This is a genomic window from Pseudomonas sp. DP-17 (assembly GCF_022380625.1).
GTDB lineage: Bacteria > Pseudomonadota > Gammaproteobacteria > Pseudomonadales > Pseudomonadaceae > Pseudomonas > Pseudomonas nitroreducens_A.
In genome coordinates, this window is the sequence record NZ_JAKSXG010000008.1 from 101,937 (window position 1) to 119,978 (window position 18,042).

Consider the following 18,042-nt stretch of genomic DNA (forward strand, 5'->3'; position numbering starts at 1 on the left):
GCCGCCCGCCCAACTTTCGTCGGGAAGACGCCGGACGGCGGGCGGGTTTGCCGGGGAAAACCGCCCGTCGGTAGAATGCCGCCCCATGAACGATGACATCTCCTACCTGCTCAACTCCCTCAATGACCCGCAGCGCCAGGCCGTGGCCGCGCCGCTGGGGCGCCAGCGCGTGCTCGCTGGCGCCGGGTCCGGCAAGACCCGCGTGCTGGTGCACCGTATCGCCTGGCTGATCCAGGTCGAGAATGCCTCGCCACACAGCATCCTGGCCGTGACCTTCACCAACAAGGCCGCCGCCGAGATGCGCGCGCGGATCGAGCAGCTGCTGGGCATCAACCCGGCCGGCATGTGGGTCGGCACCTTCCACGGACTGGCGCACCGCCTGCTGCGCGCGCACTGGCAGGAAGCCGGATTGCCGGAAAACTTCCAGATCCTCGACAGCGACGACCAGCTGCGCCTGGTCAAGCGCGTGGTGCGCGAGCTGGGCCTCGATGAGCAGCGCTGGCCGCCGCGCCAGGCGCAGTGGTTCATCAACGGCCAGAAGGACGAGGGCAACCGCCCGCAGAACATCCAGGCCGGCGGCGACCTGTACCTGTCCACCATGGTCAGCGTCTACCAGGCCTATGAAGAAGCCTGCGCCCGTGCCGGCGTGGTGGACTTCGCCGAGCTGCTGCTGCGCTCGCTGGACCTCTGGCGCGACCGCCCGAGCCTGCTGGAGCACTACCAGCGGCGCTTCCGCCACATCCTGGTGGACGAGTTCCAGGACACCAACGCCGTGCAGTACGCCTGGCTGCGCTTGCTCGGCAAGGGCGGCGAGAGCCTGATGGTGGTGGGCGACGACGACCAGTCGATCTACGGCTGGCGCGGCGCGAAGATCGAGAACATCCAGCAGTTCGGCGATGACTTCGCCGGCACCGAGGACATCCGCCTGGAGCAGAACTACCGCTCCACCGGCACCATCCTCAAGGCCGCCAACGCGCTGATCGCCAACAACAGCGGGCGCCTGGGCAAGGAACTGTGGACCGACGGCGTCGACGGCGACCCGATCACCCTGTATTCCGGCTTCAACGAGCACGACGAGGCGCGCTATATCGTCGAAACCATCGAGGACGCCCTGCGCAAGGACGGCTTGAAGCGCAGCGAAATCGCCATCCTCTATCGCTCCAACGCCCAGTCCCGTGTACTGGAAGAGGCGCTGCTGCGCGAGAAGATTCCCTACCGCATCTACGGCGGCCAGCGCTTCTTCGAGCGCGCCGAGATCAAGAACGCCCTCGCCTACCTGCGCCTGATCCGCCTGCGCGACGACGACGCCGCGCTGGAACGGGTGGTCAACGTGCCGCCACGCGGCATCGGCGAGAAGACCGTCGAGGCGATCCGCAACGCCGCGCGCCACAACGGCACCTCCATGTGGCGTGCGATCAACGACGTGATCGCCGCCAAGGCCGTGACCGGCCGCGCCGCCAGTGCGCTCAATGGCTTCCTGGAAACCGTCGACCTGCTCGCGGTGAAGGTCGAGGGCATGCCGCTGCACCAGATGACCCAGATCGTCATCGAGCAGTCCGGGCTGATCACCTACCACAAGGAAGAGAAGGGCGAGAAAGGCCAGGCCCGGGTGGAAAACCTGGAAGAACTGGTCAGCGCCGCCCGCGCCTTCGAGAATCCGGACGACGAGGACACCCCGCCGCTGGTGGCCTTCCTCGACCACACCGCGCTGGAGTCCGGCGATACCCAGGCCGACGCCTTCGAGGACAGCGTGCAGCTGATGACGCTGCACAGCGCCAAGGGCCTGGAATTCCCGCTGGTGTTCCTCGCCGGCGTGGAAGAAGGCCTGTTCCCGCACAAGATGAGCCTGGAAGAACCCGGCCGCCTGGAAGAGGAACGCCGCCTGGCGTATGTCGGCATCACCCGCGCCATGCACCGCCTGGTCATGACCTATGCCGAAACCCGACGGCTGTATGGCAGCGAGACCTACAACAAGGTGTCGCGCTTCGTCCGCGAAATCCCGCCGAGCCTGATCCAGGAAGTGCGCCTGTCCAACTCGGTGAGCCGCCCGTTGTCGGGCAACCAGCGCAGCGGCAACCTGTTCAGCGGCGCCAGCGTGCCGGACACTCCTTTCAGCCTCGGCCAGTCCGTGCGCCACCCGCTGTTCGGCGACGGCGTGATCCTCAACTTCGAAGGCTCCGGCGCCCAGGCACGGGTGCAGGTGAACTTCGATAGCGAGGGCAGCAAGTGGCTGATGATGGGGTATGCCAAGCTGGAGGCTATCTGATCACCCGGCACCCCCGCTCGGGTATGCGTAGGAGCGGACTCCGTCCGCGATAGCTCACAGCAAACTCGGAACATCGCGGACAAAGTCCGCTCCTACGCCCAGTTCAGCAGCGACATCAATGATGATGCCCGCCACCGCCCTGCTCTAAGGTCTCGATCAGCGCCACCTGCATCCGCGAATGCACGCGGATGAACCAGCGCCAGAACACCGCGATCACCAGCGCGGCGATCAGCGCCACCACCACCAATAGCTCGCCCGGCGGCAGGATGCTCGAACTGAGCGCCGCCAGCAGCAGCATCATGCCGCCCAGCGACAGCAGCGGGATCAGCTCGGAAATCACCCGGCGCACGCGGGCCGTGTGGCGCCCGGCGCTTTCGGCCTTCACGCCCATCTCCGCCAGCAGCATCGCCAGCGCCTTGAGCTTGCGGTAGGCGGCAATCAGGAACGGCAGCGACAGCAGCAGCGCGGCGCCCCAGATCAGCGCCTTGTGCAGCGCTTCGGGCTCGACGAACTGCGCCAGCCACTGGCCGATCTGCCCGGCGAAGAACGCCAGGCCGAAGAAGATCGCGATCACCAGGGTCAGGTTGACCCCGACCTGCAGCAGGATGCGCCGGATCATCCCGGCGAGGATCGCCTTGTCGCCGCGCGGCTTGATGCTGCGCAGCCATTCGCCATACAGGCTGAACACCCGCACCATGGGCGATGGCAGGCTGCGGCCCAGGTACAGCGCCAGCGGGTCGGCCGAGCGGATCAGGTAGGGCGTCAGCAGCGTGGTGATGGCCGACACACCGACCACCACGGGGTAGAGGAAGTCGCTCGTCACCCCCAGGCTCATGCCCAGCGCGGCGATGATGAAGGAGAACTCGCCGATCTGCGAAAGGCCCATGCCGACGCGCATGGAGGTACGCCCGTCGTTGCCGGCGATGAAGGCGCCGGCGCCGCACGACACCAGCTTGCCGGCGACCACCACCAGGGTGATCACCAGGATCGGTGCTGCATAGTCCACCAGCACCCTGGGGTCGATGGTCAGACCGATGGCGACGAAGAAGATCGCGCTGAACATGTCGCGCACCGGCTCCATCAGGCGCTCGATCTGCACCAGCTGGCGCGACTCGGCCATGATCGCGCCGATCAGGAAGGCGCCCAGGATCATGCTGTATTCCAGCTTCACCACCAGCAGGCAGAAGCCGAAGCACAGCCCGAGCACCGTCACCAGCAGCATCTCGTTGCTTTCGAACTTCGCCACGTAGGCCAGCAGGCGCGGCACCAGCAGGATGCCGACGACCAGTGCGACGACCATGAACAGGCTGAGCTTGCCGACCGTGGAGAACACCTGGTCGGCCTCCACCGTGCCGCTCACGGCGATGCCGGAGAACAGCGCGATGATACCGATGCCGAGGATGTCCTCGATGATCAGCACGCCGAAGATCAGCTGGGCGAAGCGCTCGTTCTTCATCTTCAGGTCGCCCAGGACCTTGATGATGATGGTGGTGGAGGACATCGCCAGGATCGCGCCGAGGAACAGCGAATCCATGGTGCTCCAGTCGAACAGGCGGCCGATCTCGAAGCCGGCCCAGATCATCAGCGTGATTTCCAGGAACGCGGCGATGAACGCCGTGGCGCCGACCTGGAACAGCTTGCGCAGGGAGAATTCCAGGCCCAGGCAGAACATCAGGAAGATCACCCCCAGCTCGGCGAGGGTCTTGATGGTCTCCTCGTCATGCACCAGGGCGAAGGGCGGGGTATGCGGGCCGATGATCACCCCGGCGATGATGTAGCCCAGCACTACCGGCTGCTTGAAACGGTGGCAGAGAATGGTGACGAAACCGGCGATCAGCATGATCACCGCGAGGTCCTGGATGAAGTCGATGGCATGCATGGTCGGCGGTCCTCGCGGCGTGGGGTCAGGGGATCGCGCGGCTGACGGCCTCGCTCAGCGAAGCCTACCATCCGAGTTCTCTGACAGGCGGCTCTGAAAGAATCAGTAACAGACTGATTTGGAAAGGGATTCATCCGTCCCCATATCAGGGGTGTGCCCCGGACAGGGCAACAGCACGAAACAAAATCCGACTGGCCCTTCCAGGCCTCGGCCGGCAACATGATGTGCGTCGTATACCCCATCAAGAGAATGACAACGATGAAGCGCTTTCTCAGCCTTGCAATGGCCTTCTGTGTCGCCGTGACGCTCAGCCTCGACGTCAATGCCGCCAAGCGTTTCGGTGGCGGCAAGAGCATGGGCTCGGCGCCGAGCCACCAGACCCGCCAGGCGCAACCCGGCGCCGCCCCGAATTCCCCGACCGCTGCTGGCCCAGCCGCGACCGGTGCCGCCGCAGGCGCTGCCGGCGCTGCCGCCAAGAGCGGTGCTTCGCGCTGGCTCGGCCCGCTGGCCGGCCTCGCCGCCGGCGGCCTGCTCGCCTCCATGTTCATGGGCGACGGCTTCCAGGGCATGCAGTTCCTCGACATCCTGATCATCGCGCTGATCGCATTCATCGCCTTCCGCTTCATCGCCTCCCGTCGCCGCCAGCAGCAGGGCCAGCCCGCCATGGCCGGTGGACACGCGCCGATGCAGCGCGAAATGCCGGCCGCCCCGCCGTCGATCTTCGGTGGTGCTTCCCGTCCGGTGATGGACAGCCGCCCGGTGATCAACGCGCCGAGCTGGTTCGACGAGACCCGTTTCGTCGCGGCCGCCCGCGAGCATTTCATGTCCCTGCAGCAGCACTGGGACGCCAACGAGATGGACAAGATCGCCGAGTTCGTCACCCCGCAGATGCTGCAGTTCCTCAAGCAGGAGCGTGCTGACCTGGGCGACGGCTACCAGTCCACCTACATCGACAACCTCGACGTGCAACTCGAGGGCGTGGACGACCAGGCCGAGAAGACCATCGCCACCCTGACCTTCAGCGGCGTGTCGAAGTCCTCGCGCTTCGACCAGGGCGAGCCCTTCAGCGAAAGCTGGCGCATGGAGCGTGCCCAGGGCGAGAACCAGCCCTGGCTGGTGGCGGGCATCCGCCAGAACTGATCCTGCCCGCAACACTGAAAAAGCCCGGCGATTGCCGGGCTTTTTCGTTTCTGCAGCCCTCGGGGAGCAGCAGCACAACCGTGCCCGCGGGCCCGCCGCTCGTCCGGACAACGCCGGCGCAGTGGTCTTGCACGGATGGCCGGCTACTACTGTATAAAGCGCGCCATTCGTCGAATTTCAGAGAGGCCCCGCCTGTGGAAGATGTGATCGAGAAACTGCGTGAAGCGAACGAGCCGGTTCCGGTACCGCTGGAGCTACCAGACGAAGAACTGCTGGTGGAAATCGAAGAAGCCCTGCTGATCGGCATTCCGTCGGAATTCCGTGAGTTCCTCCTGCTGGTGAGCGACGTCGTCTACGGTCGACTGGAGCCGGTCACCGTGGCCGATCCGCAGTCCCACACCTATCTGCCGGAAGTGGCCGCCGTTGCCTGGGCCAGCGGCCTGCCGCGCGAGCTGATTCCGCTCTGCGCCGACGGTGACGACTATTACGCGGTCGCAGAGGACGGCGAGGTGATCCTCTGGGCCGACGGCGAGCTCACCGAGGAGACCTGGGACTCGGTGTGGACCTGGGCACGCGACGTATGGCTCGATACTTGAAGGGGGGTGTCGGAATTTCCTGAAACTTCCATGGTCACACAGGCAACCCAGCGTACCTCCAGCCCTTGCTGCCCGGGCGGGTACGATGCCCCGTGGAGAAACTATGAAGTTGAAAGCCTTGTTCACCTGCCTGTTGCTGCTCGGCCTCGCCGGATGCGCCGACAAGGCCGTGGTGACGCTGCAGGACGGCAGCGAAATCCTGGTGAAGGATCACTCCGACTACGACAAATACAATGACTACTACGAATTCGAACAGCTCAACGGCGAGACGATCCTGATCAAGAAGGACAACGTCCGCTTCATCAAGACCCCGTGAAGGGCGCCCTAGCGCGCCCCGAGCCTTCCCCCGCTTTCCAGCTCCAGCAGGTTGAGCAGGTACTGGCCGCAGTAGCCCAGGTCCTGTTCGATGGCTTTGCGCGCGCCCGCGCCATCGCCGCGCTCCAGCGCCTGCAGGGTGTCTTCGTGGAAGTCGTTCAGGCGCAGCGACAGGTCGGCCTCGGTGAACAACCGGTTGAAGAAGGGCCCGACCTGCAGCCACAGCGCCTCGATCATCCGCAGCAGCGTGGGATTGCCACAGGCACGGTAGAGCGTCAGGTGGAACAGGCTGTTGGCCTCCAGGTAGCCGTGGACGTCGCGGGCATTCAGCGCGCTTTCCATGCGTTCGGTGCAATCGCGCAGCAGCGCCATGTCGGCGGGCGTCAGATGCCGGGCCGCGTCTTCCACCGCCAGCCCCTCCAGGGATTGCCGCACCTGCAGGATCTGCAGGTAGCGCTCGCGGGTCATCACCGGCACCCGTAGCGAACGCTGCGGCTCGCCTTCCAGCGCTCCTTCTGCCACCAGCCGTTGCAGGGCGGCGCGAACCGGCATCGGGCTGGTGCCCCATTCATCGGCCAGGTCGCGGATCTTGAGCCGCTCGCCGGGCTGGAAGCGCCCGCTCAGCAGGGCCTGGCGCAGATTCTGGTACAGCTGTTCCTGAAGGTTGTCGGCCATCGCGGATTACTCCCGGCCGGCCGGCGGTGCCGGCAGTTGGGCGAAGGTCAGGCTGCAGTCGTGCTTCATCTTGCTTATCCCTTGTTCTCGATCAGACAGTTGCCGCCATCCACCACCAGCACTTCGCCGGTGATGTAGCTGGCTTCGGGCGAGGCCAGGAAGGCGATGGCGGCCGCCACCTCCTCCGGTCGCCCGGAACGGCCGAGCGGCGTGCGCCGTCCGGCCTGGATTTCTTCGTCGCTGCTGGAGCCGGTGGCAATCCAGCCCGGCGCCACGCTGTTCACCGTCACCCCGCGACGCGCCACTTCCAGCGCCAGGCCCATGCTCATGCCGAGCATTCCGGCCTTGGCCGCGCTGTACGCCGATTCGCCCGGATTGCTTCCCCGCACGCCGGTGGTGGAACTGATGTTGACGATGCGCCCATAGCCGCGCTCCAGCATCCCCGGCAGCAACGCGCGGGTGAGCAGGAAGGCGCTGGTCAGGTTGCGCGCCAGCGACAGGTTCCAGGTCGCCAGATCCATTGCCGCCAGATCGGCGAAGGGTTCCGGGCTGCCCTGCATGGCCATGCCGGCGTTGTTGACCAGTACGTCTACCCTTCCCCATTGCGCCTGCACCCATTCGGCCAGGGCCCGAACGTCGTCCTCGCAGGTCAGGTCGGCGGGCTGTGCACGGGCCTCGAAGCCCTCGGCGCGCAGCTCGTCCGCCCGCTGCAGGACGCGCTCGCTGCTGGCGGTGAGCAGCAGTTTCACGCCATTGCGCGCCAGCCGGCGGGCGCTGGCGAAACCGATGCCGGACTCACTACCGGCACCGCTGACCAGGGCGACCTGACCCGCCCAGGCGGACTCATCCGTGACATCTATCATGGGCATCTTCTCACTCTGTGATCACAGAATTCGTTACAGGGCAGATTATCAGGCAGTTGATCGGCTGTATTGACATTTTTGTGATCACAAATGGAAGATGTGCGAAATAACAAACGAGGTGTGCAACATGACCGCCAGCGGAATCGCCCAACAGGCCGTTGATCTCTTCACCGCCCGTGAGCGCCAGCGCTTCCTGGAACAGAATCCCAAGTCCGTTGCACTCGCCGAGCGCGCGCACCAGTCGCTGTACGCTGGCGTGCCGATGCACTGGATGGCCGACTGGTCCACGCCCTGCCCGCTGTTCGTCGAACGCGCCCAGGGCGCCCGCTTCTACGACGTGGATGGCCATGACTACGTGGACTTCTGCCTGGGCGACACCGGCAGCATGTTCGGCCACTCGCCGGCGCCCATTGCCCGCGCCCTCGCCGAACAAGGTGCGCGGGGCCTGACCACCATGCTTCCGGGGGAAGATGCGGTGGTCTGCGGCGAACTGCTCGCCGCGCGTTTCGGCCTGCCTTACTGGCAGGTGACCGCCACCGCCACCGACTCCAACCGCTATGTGCTGCGCTGGGCGCGCGCGGTGACCAAGCGCAAGACCCTGCTGGTGTTCGATGGCTGCTACCACGGCACCGTCGACGACGTGATGGTGCGCTACCGCGATGGTGAGACCGTGCACCGTTCCGGCCTGGTCGGCCAGGCCTACGACCTGACCCAGCACAGCCGCTCCATCCCCTTCAACGACGTCGAGGCGCTGGAAGCCGCGCTGGCCCAGGGCGACGTCTGCGCCCTGCTGTGCGAGCCGGCGATGACCAACATCGGCATGGTCCTGCCCGATCCGGGCTTCATGCAGAAGTGCCGCGAGCTGACGCGTAAATACGGCGCGCTGCTGATCATCGACGAAACCCACACCATCTCCACCAACATCGGCGGTTGCACCCAGCTGTGGAACCTCGACCCGGACTTCTTCGTGGTCGGCAAGCCGATTGCCGGCGGCGTGCCTTGCGGCATTTTCGGCTGCAGCGCGGAGATGGCCGAACGCATGGCCGCCTCGCGCAAGAGTGCCCAGGAAGACAGCCATGGCCACGGCCACAGCGGCATGGGCACCACGCTCTCGGCCAACGCCCTGGCCATGCACTGCATGCGCGCCAACCTGGAACAGGTCATGACCCAGGCGGCCTATGACCACATGCTGCCGCTGGCCAAGCGCCTGGCGGATGGCTTCCGCACGTTGATCGCCAAGCACGAGCTGAAGTGGTCGGTGACCGAGTTGGGCGCGCGCAGCGAATTCCAGTTCTGCCCCGTCTCGCCGCGCACCGGCGCCGAAGCCGAAGCGGCGTTCCACGACGAGCTGCAGATGGCCCTGCACCTGTACCTGATCAACCGCGGCATCCTGATCACGCCGTTCCACAACATGACCCTGTGCTGCCCGGACACCACCGCCGACGACGTGGATCGCCTGATCGCGACGCTGGATGCCGGCATCACCGAGCTGCTGGCGATCCCCGGCGCGCGCGAGGCCTGATCGAAAGCCCCTCTCCCCCGCCCTCTCCCTGAAGAGAGAGGGAGCTGTCCGTGCCGGCTGACGCCAAGGTTTCGTCCTGCACCGAACGGTCCCCTCTCCCTTCAGGGAGAGGGTTAGGGAGAGGGAAGCGCGACGCAAAACCAGTCGCCCCAACCCAGAACACCCGGCGCACCGCGCCACCGAGGACCATCATGCAATTCGCCGATCGAAAGGAAGCCGAAGCCTTCCTCGCCGCCCACCCGGACGTGCGCAGCATCGAACTGTTCATCATCGACTCCAACGGCATCCCCCGCGGCAAGCTGCTGCACCGTGACGAGCTGGTGGCGATCTACGACAACGGCCGTCCGCTGCCCAGCTCGATACTCGCGCTGACCGTGCAGGGCGAAGACGTCGAAGGCACCGGGCTGGTCTGGGAAGTGGCCGACGCCGACTGCTGGACCTACCCGCTGCCCGGCAGCCTGACCCTGCAACCCTGGCGCGCCAGCCCCACCGGCCAGTTGCAGGTGAGCATGCACCCGACCCAGGGCCTGCCGGCCACGCCGGCCGACCCGCGCCAGGCGCTGAGCCGCGTGGTCGATCGGCTGAAGGCCGACGGCTTCCACCCGGTGATGGCGGTGGAGCTGGAGTTCTACCTGCTGGACAAGCAGCGCGACGCCCATGGTCGCCCGCAGCCGGCGCTGCAGATGAACGGCATCCGCCCGGAAGCGCCGCAGGTCTATGGCGTCTATGAACTGGAGCAACTGCAGCCGTTCCTCGACGACCTCTACGCCGCCTGCGAAGTACAGGGCCTGCCGGTGCGCACGGCGATCTCCGAATATGCGCCGGGCCAGGTCGAGTTGACCCTGGAGCACCGCTTCGACGTCATGCAGGCCATCGACGAAGGCGTGCGCTACAAGCGCCTGGTGAAGGGTGTGGCGAACAAGCACGGGCTGCAGGCCTGCTTCATGGCCAAGCCGTTCGGCGACCGTGCAGGCAGCGGCATGCACCTGCATGTCAGCCTGGCCGATGAGCAGGGCAACAATCTCTACGCCAGCGAAGACATCCATGGCACGCCGCTGCTGCGCCACTCCATCGGCGGCATGATGGCGCGGCTGCTGGATTCCCTGGCGATCTTCTGCCCCAACGCCAACTCCTTCCGCCGCTTCCAGGCCAACAGCTATGCACCGCTGGCAAAGAGCTGGGGCGTGAACAACCGCACCGTGTCGTTCCGCGTGCCCGGCGGCCCGGCCAAGAGCCGGCACATCGAGCACCGCATCTGCGGCGCCGACGCCAACCCCTATCTCGCGGCAGCGGCAATCCTTGCGGCCATCCACGAAGGCATCCGCAAGCAGATCGACCCGGGCGCGCCCATCGTCGGCAACGGCTACGAGCAGGCCACCGAGTTCCTCCCCACCGACTGGCTCACCGCGCTGCGCGCCCTGGAGGCGTCCACCTGGGCCCGCGAGGCGCTGGGCGAGGAATTCCTCAAGGTGTTCCTGGCGATCAAGTGGGAGGAATACCGCCAGTTCATGGGCGAGGTCGGCGAGCAGGACTGGCGCTGGTACCTGCATCACGCGTGAGCGGATGACCGGGGGAGTACGTGCCGGGGGGAGGGGCTTGGCTCTGGCCTCTGAGCCATCACGTTCCACCCGCGCCCTGACACACGACAGCCTTACGAAAAATTTACCCTGTCAGACTGAAGAATCTGGTCTTTTCTTGGTCTGTAACTGCACGGGGCACAGACGCGCCTCGTGGTCCTCTCGGCGCCGCCGGTACTGCCTGCCGGCCGCCGTCCTCTCTCAGGCAGGGAGAACCCGTAGACAATGAGCACTCCCGTCGTACTGATCACCGGTGCCGCCGGTGGCCTCGGAAAAGCCATCGCCAAACGTTTCGCCCAAAGCCACTGGCGCATCGCCGCAACCGACGTGGACAAAGCCGGCCTGCATGCGCTCAACGCCCAGGTTCCGCTGGACGCCACCGCCGTCGGCGACCTGCGACGCGCCGACAACTGCCACAGCCTGATGTCCGACATCCTCGCCCGCACCGGCCGCCTCGATGCCCTGGTGAACGCCGCCGGCGTCTGGCGCGAAGGCCCGGTGGAAGACTTCAACGAAGACGACTTCGACCTGGTCATGGGCGTGAACCTGAAGGCCGCCTTCTACATGTGCCAGGCGGCGACGCCGTACCTCAAGGAAAACCACGGCTGCATCGTCAACATCTCCAGCGATTCCGGCCGCCAGGCCTATCGCGGCTCGGCAGCCTACTGCGCGAGCAAGGCGGCATTGACCATGCTCACCCGTACCCTGGCGCTGGAACTGGCCGAATCCGGCGTGCGGGTCAACGCCATCTCCCCGGCCGACATCGCCACACCGATGCTCGACTATCAGGCCGAACGCTATGGCCAGGGCAATCCGGCAGCCTACAAACTCGAGCTGCTCAAGGACTATCCACAGGGCAAGGTGGCGCGCTTCATCCGCCCCGAGGAAGTCGCCGAACTGGTCTGGTACCTCTGCAAGCCGGAATCCGAAGCCATCACCGGCGCGGACCTGGCCATCGACTTCGGTCTTTCCGCCGGGCGCTGAGCCGGCAGTTGACGAGCGGGCGGCCAGGGGTCGCCCGTTTTCGTTACGGGCGTTGATCGAACGGCGGAAATGCCACTGGCGAAGGGTCTACTGGTGCCGTCCGCCAATCGGCGGTATAGAAAAAACTGTGTCGCGCGCCGCGCTCAGGTTGTCCAGAGTAAGGCCCTTTCCTTTTCCCCAGACGATTCCGAAGAGAATTCCATGGAACCTGGCAACCACCAGCTCAGCATGACCGTCCTGATGACTCCCGACATGGCCAACTTCTCCGGCAATGTCCACGGGGGCACCCTGCTCAAGTACCTCGACGAGGTCGCCTACGCCTGTGCCAGCCGCTACGCCGGCTACTACGTGGTGACCCTGTCGGTGGACCAGGTGATCTTCCGCCAGCCCATCCATGTCGGCGAACTGGTCACCTTCCTCGCCTCGGTGAACTACACCGGCCGCACCTCCATGGAGATCGGCGTGAAAGTGGTCACCGAGAACATCCGCGAGAAGTCCGTGCGCCACACCAACAGCTGCTTCTTCACCATGGTGGCGTTGGACGACGAGCGCAAACCGATCGAGGTGCCGCAGCTGGTCCCACAGACCAAGGACGAGAAACGTCGTTTTGCCCAGGCCCAGCAGCGTCGGCAAATTCGTCAGGAGCTGGAACAGCGCTACGCGGAGCTTCGCCACGAATGACAGACGTTCACGACATTTCCTGAAAAGAAATCCCTCGTGTCGCGGAAATTTCCTAATGCGTCAACAGGTTACCCTTGCGTGAAAGCAAGGTAGGAATTCATTACTACGCCTAGACTTTTCGTACGCGGGTTTGCCCCCGTGACCCACCGTCGAGCGACCCGGTGCTGATGCGCAGTCCGGTCGCTCCCTGAGTGCCCGGAGCCCAGACCATGCATCACACCCCGTTACTGACCACACTCGCCGTCGGCTTTGTGCTGGCCTTCGTCCTTGGCGCCCTGGCCAACCGCCTGCGTATTTCGCCGCTGGTGGGCTACCTGCTCGCCGGCGTCCTGGCCGGCCCCTTCACTCCCGGTTATGTCGCCGACCAGGCGCTGTCCACGGAAATCGCCGAACTGGGTGTGATCCTGCTGATGTTCGGCGTCGGCCTGCACTTCTCGCTGAAAGACCTGCTGTCGGTAAAAGCCATCGCCATCCCCGGCGCCGTGGTGCAGATCGGCGTCGCCACCCTGCTCGGCCTGGGCCTGGCCTGGATGATGGGCTGGAACTTCGGCGGCGGCCTGGTCTTCGGCCTCGCGCTGTCGGTGGCCAGTACCGTCGTGCTGCTGCGGGCGCTGGAGCAGCGCCAGCTGATCGACACCAAGCGCGGCCGCATCGCCATCGGCTGGCTGATCGTCGAGGACCTCGCCATGGTCCTCACCCTGGTCCTGCTGCCGGCGCTGGCCGGCTCGCTGGGCGGCACCTCCGACGGTGGCGACGGCGGCCTGCTGATGCCGATCCTGCTGACCCTGGGCAAGGTCGCCGCCTTCGTCGCGGTGATGATCCTCGGCGGTCGCCGCTTCGTGCCCTGGGTGCTGGAGCGCGTGGCCAAGACCGGCTCGCGCGAACTCTTCACGCTGGCCGTGCTGGCCATCGCGCTGGGCATCGCCTATGGCTCGGCGGTGATCTTCGGCGTGTCCTTCGCCCTGGGCGCCTTCTTCGCCGGGATGATCCTCAACGAATCCGAGCTCAGCCACGAGGCGGCGGAAAACTCGCTGCCGTTGCGCGACGCCTTCGCCGTGCTGTTCTTCGTCTCCGTCGGCATGCTGTTCAACCCGGCCATCCTGATCCACGAGCCACTGCCGGTGCTGGCGACCTTCCTGGTCATCGTCTTCGGCAAGTCGGTCGCGGCCTATATCATCGTGCGGATGTTCGGCCACCCCAACAGTACCGCGCTGACCATCGCCGCCAGCCTCGCGCAGATCGGCGAGTTCTCCTTCATCCTGGTCGGCCTGGGCGTGACCCTGAACCTGCTGCCCGAAGCCGGCCGCGACCTGGTGCTGGCTGGCGCGATCCTGTCGATCCTGGTCAACCCGCTGCTGTTCATCGCCATCGATCGCCTGCAGGCACGCCAGGAGCAGAAGGCCGAAGCCGATCCGGGCGTGGTCCAGGTGGAAGCTCCGGATCTACCGCCACCGGTACTGGAGCAGAATCACGCGATCCTCATCGGCCACGGCCGCGTCGGCGCGCTGGTCAGCGAGCGCCTGCGCAAGGACAAGGTCCCGCTGGTGGTGATCGAGGACAAGCGCGAAAAAGCCGCCGAACTGCGCGAACACGGTCTCTGCGTGGTAGTCGGCAACGCCGCCAATCCCGATGTCCTGACCCAGGCCAACATCACCTCGGCGCGCTGGCTGCTGATCGCCATCCCCAACGGCTTCGAGGCCGGGACGATCTCCAGCCACGCGCGGGCGATCAACCCGAACCTGGACATCATCGCCCGCGCCCACTTCGACGCCGAGGTGGATTACCTGGAGCAGAACGGCGCCAGCCTGGTGATCATGGGCGAGCGGGAAATCGCCCGTGGGATGGTCGAGCGGGTGGAGCGTCAGGGGGCCGAAAGGGCCAGCGGCGACGACGAGTTGCCTCGGTCGGCCTGAGGTCTGGTGCCGGAGCCCGCCCTCCCCAGCCCTCGGCTCGGGCATCCTGCGTCGCTCTACCCCTCTCCCCTTGGGAGAGGGTCAGGGTGGGGGCATGCCCCGCTCGGAACTTTCCCGTAACGAGCCCCAGCAACCGCGCTCCGATCACCCGAGCTTCACCGCCTCGAACCTCACCCGCGGGTGGGCGATGCGGTCCTGGGCGCGTACCAGTTCCAGCTCGTAGCTGCCGCAGGCCTGGGTTTCCAGCAGCACATCGTGCACGGCGGCGGCGCAGAATTCGAAGGCACTGCGCAGGTCGTCGCCCAGCAGCAGGCGAGCAAGGAACAACCCGGAAGTCAGGTCGCCCACGCCCACCGGCTGGCGCGGGAAGGCCAGCAGTGGGCGGCGCAGGTGCCAGGTCTCGTCCAGGGTCACCAGCAGCATCTCGAAGGCATCCGCCGGCTTGCCGGGGTAGTTCAGGTGCTTCACCAGCACCGCCTTCGGGCCGCGCACCAACAGGCCGCGGGCCATCTCGGCGCAGTCTTCCAGGGAGGTCGGCTGGCGATCGCAGAAGCTGTCCAGCTCCAGCTGGTTGGGGCACAGGTAGTCGGCCACGGCGGCTGCCTCATGCAGCAGGAACTCGCTGACTTCCGGGGCGACGATGCAGCCTTTCTCCGGGTGGCCCATCACCGGGTCGCACAGATAAACGGCGCGCGGGTTCACTTCGCGAATGCGGCGCACGACTTCGAGGATCGAACGGCCCTGCGCGGCACTGCCCAGGTACCCCGAGAGCACCGCGTCGCAGTTGCCCAGCTCGCCGATGGCGGCGATGCCATCCACCAGTGCGGGAATCTGCTCCGGCGGCAGCACCTGGCCGGTCCAGTGGCCATACTGGGTATGGTTGGAGAACTGCACGGTGTTCAGCGGCCAGACGTTGACCCCGACGCGTCGCATGGGGAACTCGGCGGCGCTGTTGCCGGCGTGGCCGAAGACGACGTGGGACTGGATGGCGAGAACGTGGGGAGTGCGACGCATAACGGTGTCCTGCTACAGAATGGGGCAGTATGGGGCGCAATTCACAGGCTGTGAACATCCGGCTCTCGCCGCCCGACGGCGGAGTGAGTAAGCTGGTGCGCCGATTCCGAGGAAGCCGAAGTGGACCTGGGCAATCTTTTCATCTTCATGCTGGTCATTGCGGGCGCCGCCTGGTGGTGGCGCGCCCATGGCATCCGCGAGCGCGCCCTGGCCCTGGCCAAGCAGCACTGCGCGCGCGAGGGCGTGGAACTGCTCGATGACGCCATGGCCCTGCAGCGTTTCCGCTTCCAGCGCGACAGCCGGGGCAACCTGCGCCTGGCCCGCGAATACGCCTTCGAGTTCACCGCCACCGGGCAGGAGCGCTACGCCGGCACCATTGCGATGTTCGGCCAGCACCTGGGCCGCGTAGAGCTGGCGCCGTTCCGCATGGAGCCAGAGCCGCGCATGCCGGTATCGCCGGTCGCTACTTTCCATCCTGCCGCCGCACCGGTGGAGGAAGAGATCGTCGACGCCGTATTCGACGACACCCCAACGCCGCCACGCCCCAAGGGTGAAGTGATCCGCCTGGACGAATGGCGCCGCGCGCACCAGGACAAGAAGGTCGGCGACTAGAGCTGCAGGTTGCAGGCTCTCAGGTCCGCGATGGGAGCCCCGACACCATCGGCCTGCAGGACTTTGACTTCGGGGAAACACATCCCCGACTCGATCCCCACACCCGCTTCATAGGAATGCCCGGCAACCGGGATGAACTCCACTGAACGCTTGGCGCAGCTGACACCCGGCGCCGAAACATAGGTCACGAATACCAGGGGCCTGGACGCCGGGACCACGAATTCCTGATACCCCTCGCCATACTTCGGATCACGGGTGCGCTGTGACTCGGGCATTCCGATGCCAAGGGACTTGTGTGCATTGAGCATGGCGCCGAACGCCCGCCAGTAGGGGCCGGAGGTGTTTACCCGGGTGGCCTCGGTGGTCTGGCCACAGGCCTGGCCGGGATACATGTAGCTGGCCAGGGCGTTGTTATTGAACACGCGGATTCGCGCGTCGCGGCTGGGGTCGTATTTCTGCGCTTCCACGGTGTTGGTTTCGTGCGAGCTGCAGCCGTGCAGCGCCAGCAGTGCACAAGCGACCAGAAGTTCCTTCTTCACCAGACTCTCCCATCGATTTCAGACCCTGCTAGCGCAGGCATGGCTCGGAAACACATCCAGCCGGATGAAAAGCTTCCGAGACCGCATCATATCGCATTGACATCACCGCCAGGCTGCGGCTTAACGCGGCTGGCGACTAGAGCTGCACGCGAATCTTCTGCCAGTGGTCCTCGGTGGCATAGGTCATCGCACGCCGCAGAACCCGGCAGCGCAACCGATGCCAGAGTCCACGGCGCCGCCGCTGGTTGCGCCGGCAAGCCTCGAACAGCCAGTCCGGATCGAAGCCGTCCCACACTCCCGCCGTCGTCCAGGCATTGCTCCAGACCACCGGCGCCACCTCCAGCCGGTAGATCGCCTCCAGCTCTTCCACGGTCAGGCCGCTGATCGCCAGGGTGCCGGCGATGGCTGCTAGGTCCGCCGCGTCCAGCTCGGTGTCCAGCCACAGCTCGGACAGCGCCAGCCAGACGGACTCGCGGGCCGGGTCGTTCATTCGTGGCCCAGCAGGAAGCGCGACACGCGCTCGGCGCTGTCCTCGGGGAATTCCTGCATGAAGCAGTGGCCGCCGTCGACGCACTGGCCGCTCACCACGGTGTTCGAAGCACACCAGCGCGCCACGGACCTGGGCACGAAGGGATAGGTGCGCTCGCCGAACAGCACCTGGGTCGGCGTCACCACCTTGTTTAGCGTCGGCCACAGGCGCTTGGGGAAGGAGCTGAAGATTTCCGCCTCGCGGCTGGGCCGGCATTTCAGCTCGACGCCGGCCTCGGTGCGTTTCATCGCGTGCTCCACGTAGGCCCAGAGCGCGTCGTCTGTCCAACCCTTGAAGATGCCGCGACCGTGCAGGCCGGCGTAGGCCGCCTCGCGGTCCGGCCACTGGCTGCGCCGCGAGCGCGCCTTCTGCACCATGGTGCGGCGCTTGTGCAGGCCGAGCACTTCGGAGAGCGCCATCACGCCGATCATCGCCGGGGTGAAGAGCACCGGGTCGAGCAGCACGGCACGACGGAACAGCGCGGGATGACGACCGAGGATCAGGCTGCTGAGCACGCCACCAAAACTGTGCCCGGCGGCGTAATGCGGCACGTCACCGAACATCTTGCTGCCCGCCTGGAAGGCTTCCACCGCCATCTCCGCGTTGCGGTTCCAGCCGTGGAAGCGCCCGCCGTGGTCGCTGTCGCCATGGCCCTGGACGTCGCACAGCCAGAGGTCGAAATCCTCCGCCAGGATTTTCAGCATCGGCTCGTAGGCACGGCCGCAGAAGCCGTTGCCATGCAGGAAGTGCAGCAGCGGCTTGCCACTGGGCTCGCTGCGCCAGCCGCGCAGGGTGAAACCGGCGGACCCTTCGTGGGTCCAGGACGACAACTGCATCGGAGCTCTCCATCGGGATGCCGGCAGTGTAGCGAGGCGGCGGGGCGCCGGACCAGCCAGAAGACGTGCTATTGTCGCCGACCATTGGTCGAACCCCGTCG

Annotated in this window: 17 protein-coding genes; 10 read left to right on the forward strand and 7 right to left on the reverse strand. The window is 66.0% G+C overall.

All coding sequences use genetic code 11. The annotated features are described in order from the left end of the window. The first annotated feature begins 85 nt into the window (after positions 1-85). The gene (uvrD, locus tag MJ122_RS13430) at positions 86-2,266 is read left to right on the forward strand and encodes a DNA helicase II (RefSeq protein ID WP_088420789.1); all 2,181 of its coding nucleotides are present in this window, start codon (positions 86-88) and stop codon (positions 2,264-2,266) included. A 115-nt stretch (positions 2,267-2,381) separates the two neighbouring features. On the opposite strand, the gene MJ122_RS13435 is transcribed toward uvrD, so the two are convergent. Further along, positions 2,382-4,145 carry a cation:proton antiporter gene (locus tag MJ122_RS13435; protein WP_239744509.1) on the reverse strand — a complete coding sequence of 588 codons (1,764 nt, stop codon included), beginning with the start codon at positions 4,143-4,145 and terminating at the stop codon, positions 2,382-2,384. 258 nt (positions 4,146-4,403) lie between these two features. Between MJ122_RS13435 and MJ122_RS13440 the strand changes: the two genes are divergently transcribed. From MJ122_RS13440 to MJ122_RS13450, 3 genes are all read left to right on the forward strand, one after another. Next, positions 4,404-5,285 carry a TIM44-like domain-containing protein gene (locus MJ122_RS13440; RefSeq protein WP_239744510.1) on the forward strand — a complete coding sequence of 294 codons (882 nt, stop codon included), beginning with the start codon at positions 4,404-4,406 and terminating at the stop codon, positions 5,283-5,285. Positions 5,286-5,479: 194 nt separating this feature from the next. Next, the gene (locus MJ122_RS13445; protein WP_017521499.1) at positions 5,480-5,881 is read left to right on the forward strand and encodes an SMI1/KNR4 family protein; all 402 of its coding nucleotides are present in this window, start codon (positions 5,480-5,482) and stop codon (positions 5,879-5,881) included. 103 nt (positions 5,882-5,984) lie between these two features. Next, a complete protein-coding gene (locus tag MJ122_RS13450; RefSeq protein WP_017521498.1) occupies positions 5,985-6,197 on the forward strand; it encodes a YgdI/YgdR family lipoprotein in 213 nt (70 codons plus the stop codon). A gap of 8 nt (positions 6,198-6,205) precedes the next feature. Here MJ122_RS13450 and MJ122_RS13455 read toward each other — a convergent pair whose 3' ends face one another. Both MJ122_RS13455 and MJ122_RS13460 read right to left on the reverse strand, forming a co-directional pair. Continuing rightward, entirely contained in the window at positions 6,206-6,871 is a 666-nt protein-coding gene (locus tag MJ122_RS13455) for a GntR family transcriptional regulator (protein WP_088420786.1), read from the reverse strand. A gap of 74 nt (positions 6,872-6,945) precedes the next feature. Beyond that, positions 6,946-7,734, reverse strand: coding sequence for an SDR family NAD(P)-dependent oxidoreductase (locus MJ122_RS13460; protein WP_239744511.1), 789 nt, complete (start codon positions 7,732-7,734; stop codon positions 6,946-6,948). A 127-nt stretch (positions 7,735-7,861) separates the two neighbouring features. Here MJ122_RS13460 and MJ122_RS13465 point away from each other — a divergent pair, with 127 nt between their 5' ends. The 5 genes from MJ122_RS13465 to ybaL all read left to right on the forward strand — a co-directional run bounded on the left by MJ122_RS13465 (position 7,862) and on the right by ybaL (position 14,411). After that, on the forward strand, positions 7,862-9,256 hold the full coding sequence (locus MJ122_RS13465; RefSeq protein ID WP_239744512.1) for an aspartate aminotransferase family protein: 1,395 nt from the start codon (positions 7,862-7,864) through the stop codon (positions 9,254-9,256). Positions 9,257-9,447: 191 nt separating this feature from the next. Beyond that, complete coding sequence (locus MJ122_RS13470; RefSeq protein ID WP_239744513.1) at positions 9,448-10,815, forward strand: glutamine synthetase family protein; 1,368 nt, start codon at positions 9,448-9,450, stop codon at positions 10,813-10,815. Positions 10,816-11,058: 243 nt separating this feature from the next. Then, positions 11,059-11,817 (forward strand): SDR family oxidoreductase, encoded by a 759-nt coding sequence (locus tag MJ122_RS13475; protein ID WP_017521493.1) that lies wholly within the window; start codon positions 11,059-11,061, stop codon positions 11,815-11,817. Between the two features lie 201 nt (positions 11,818-12,018). Beyond that, a complete protein-coding gene (locus MJ122_RS13480; RefSeq protein ID WP_017521492.1) occupies positions 12,019-12,498 on the forward strand; it encodes an acyl-CoA thioesterase in 480 nt (159 codons plus the stop codon). 209 nt (positions 12,499-12,707) lie between these two features. Beyond that, positions 12,708-14,411: a YbaL family putative K(+) efflux transporter gene (gene ybaL / locus MJ122_RS13485; protein ID WP_239744514.1), complete on the forward strand. Its 1,704-nt coding sequence runs from the start codon at positions 12,708-12,710 to the stop codon at positions 14,409-14,411. A gap of 144 nt (positions 14,412-14,555) precedes the next feature. Here the strand turns inward: ybaL and pdxY are convergent, their stop codons facing one another. After that, a complete protein-coding gene (gene pdxY / locus MJ122_RS13490; RefSeq protein WP_239744515.1) occupies positions 14,556-15,425 on the reverse strand; it encodes a pyridoxal kinase PdxY in 870 nt (289 codons plus the stop codon). 120 nt (positions 15,426-15,545) lie between these two features. Here pdxY and MJ122_RS13495 point away from each other — a divergent pair, with 120 nt between their 5' ends. After that, positions 15,546-16,037 carry a DUF3301 domain-containing protein gene (locus MJ122_RS13495; protein ID WP_239744516.1) on the forward strand — a complete coding sequence of 164 codons (492 nt, stop codon included), beginning with the start codon at positions 15,546-15,548 and terminating at the stop codon, positions 16,035-16,037. Here the strand turns inward: MJ122_RS13495 and MJ122_RS13500 are convergent. From MJ122_RS13500 to MJ122_RS13510, 3 genes are all read right to left on the reverse strand, one after another. After that, entirely contained in the window at positions 16,034-16,576 is a 543-nt protein-coding gene (locus MJ122_RS13500; RefSeq protein ID WP_239744517.1) for a hypothetical protein, read from the reverse strand. The genes MJ122_RS13495 and MJ122_RS13500 overlap by 4 nt on opposite strands. Positions 16,577-16,712: 136 nt before the next feature. Then, complete coding sequence (locus MJ122_RS13505; RefSeq protein ID WP_088420778.1) at positions 16,713-17,066, reverse strand: hypothetical protein; 354 nt, start codon at positions 17,064-17,066, stop codon at positions 16,713-16,715. Further along, on the reverse strand, positions 17,063-17,941 hold the full coding sequence (locus MJ122_RS13510) for an alpha/beta hydrolase (RefSeq protein ID WP_088420777.1): 879 nt from the start codon (positions 17,939-17,941) through the stop codon (positions 17,063-17,065). Before MJ122_RS13510 ends, MJ122_RS13505 begins: the two co-directional genes overlap by 4 nt. Positions 17,942-18,042 lie beyond the last annotated feature (101 nt).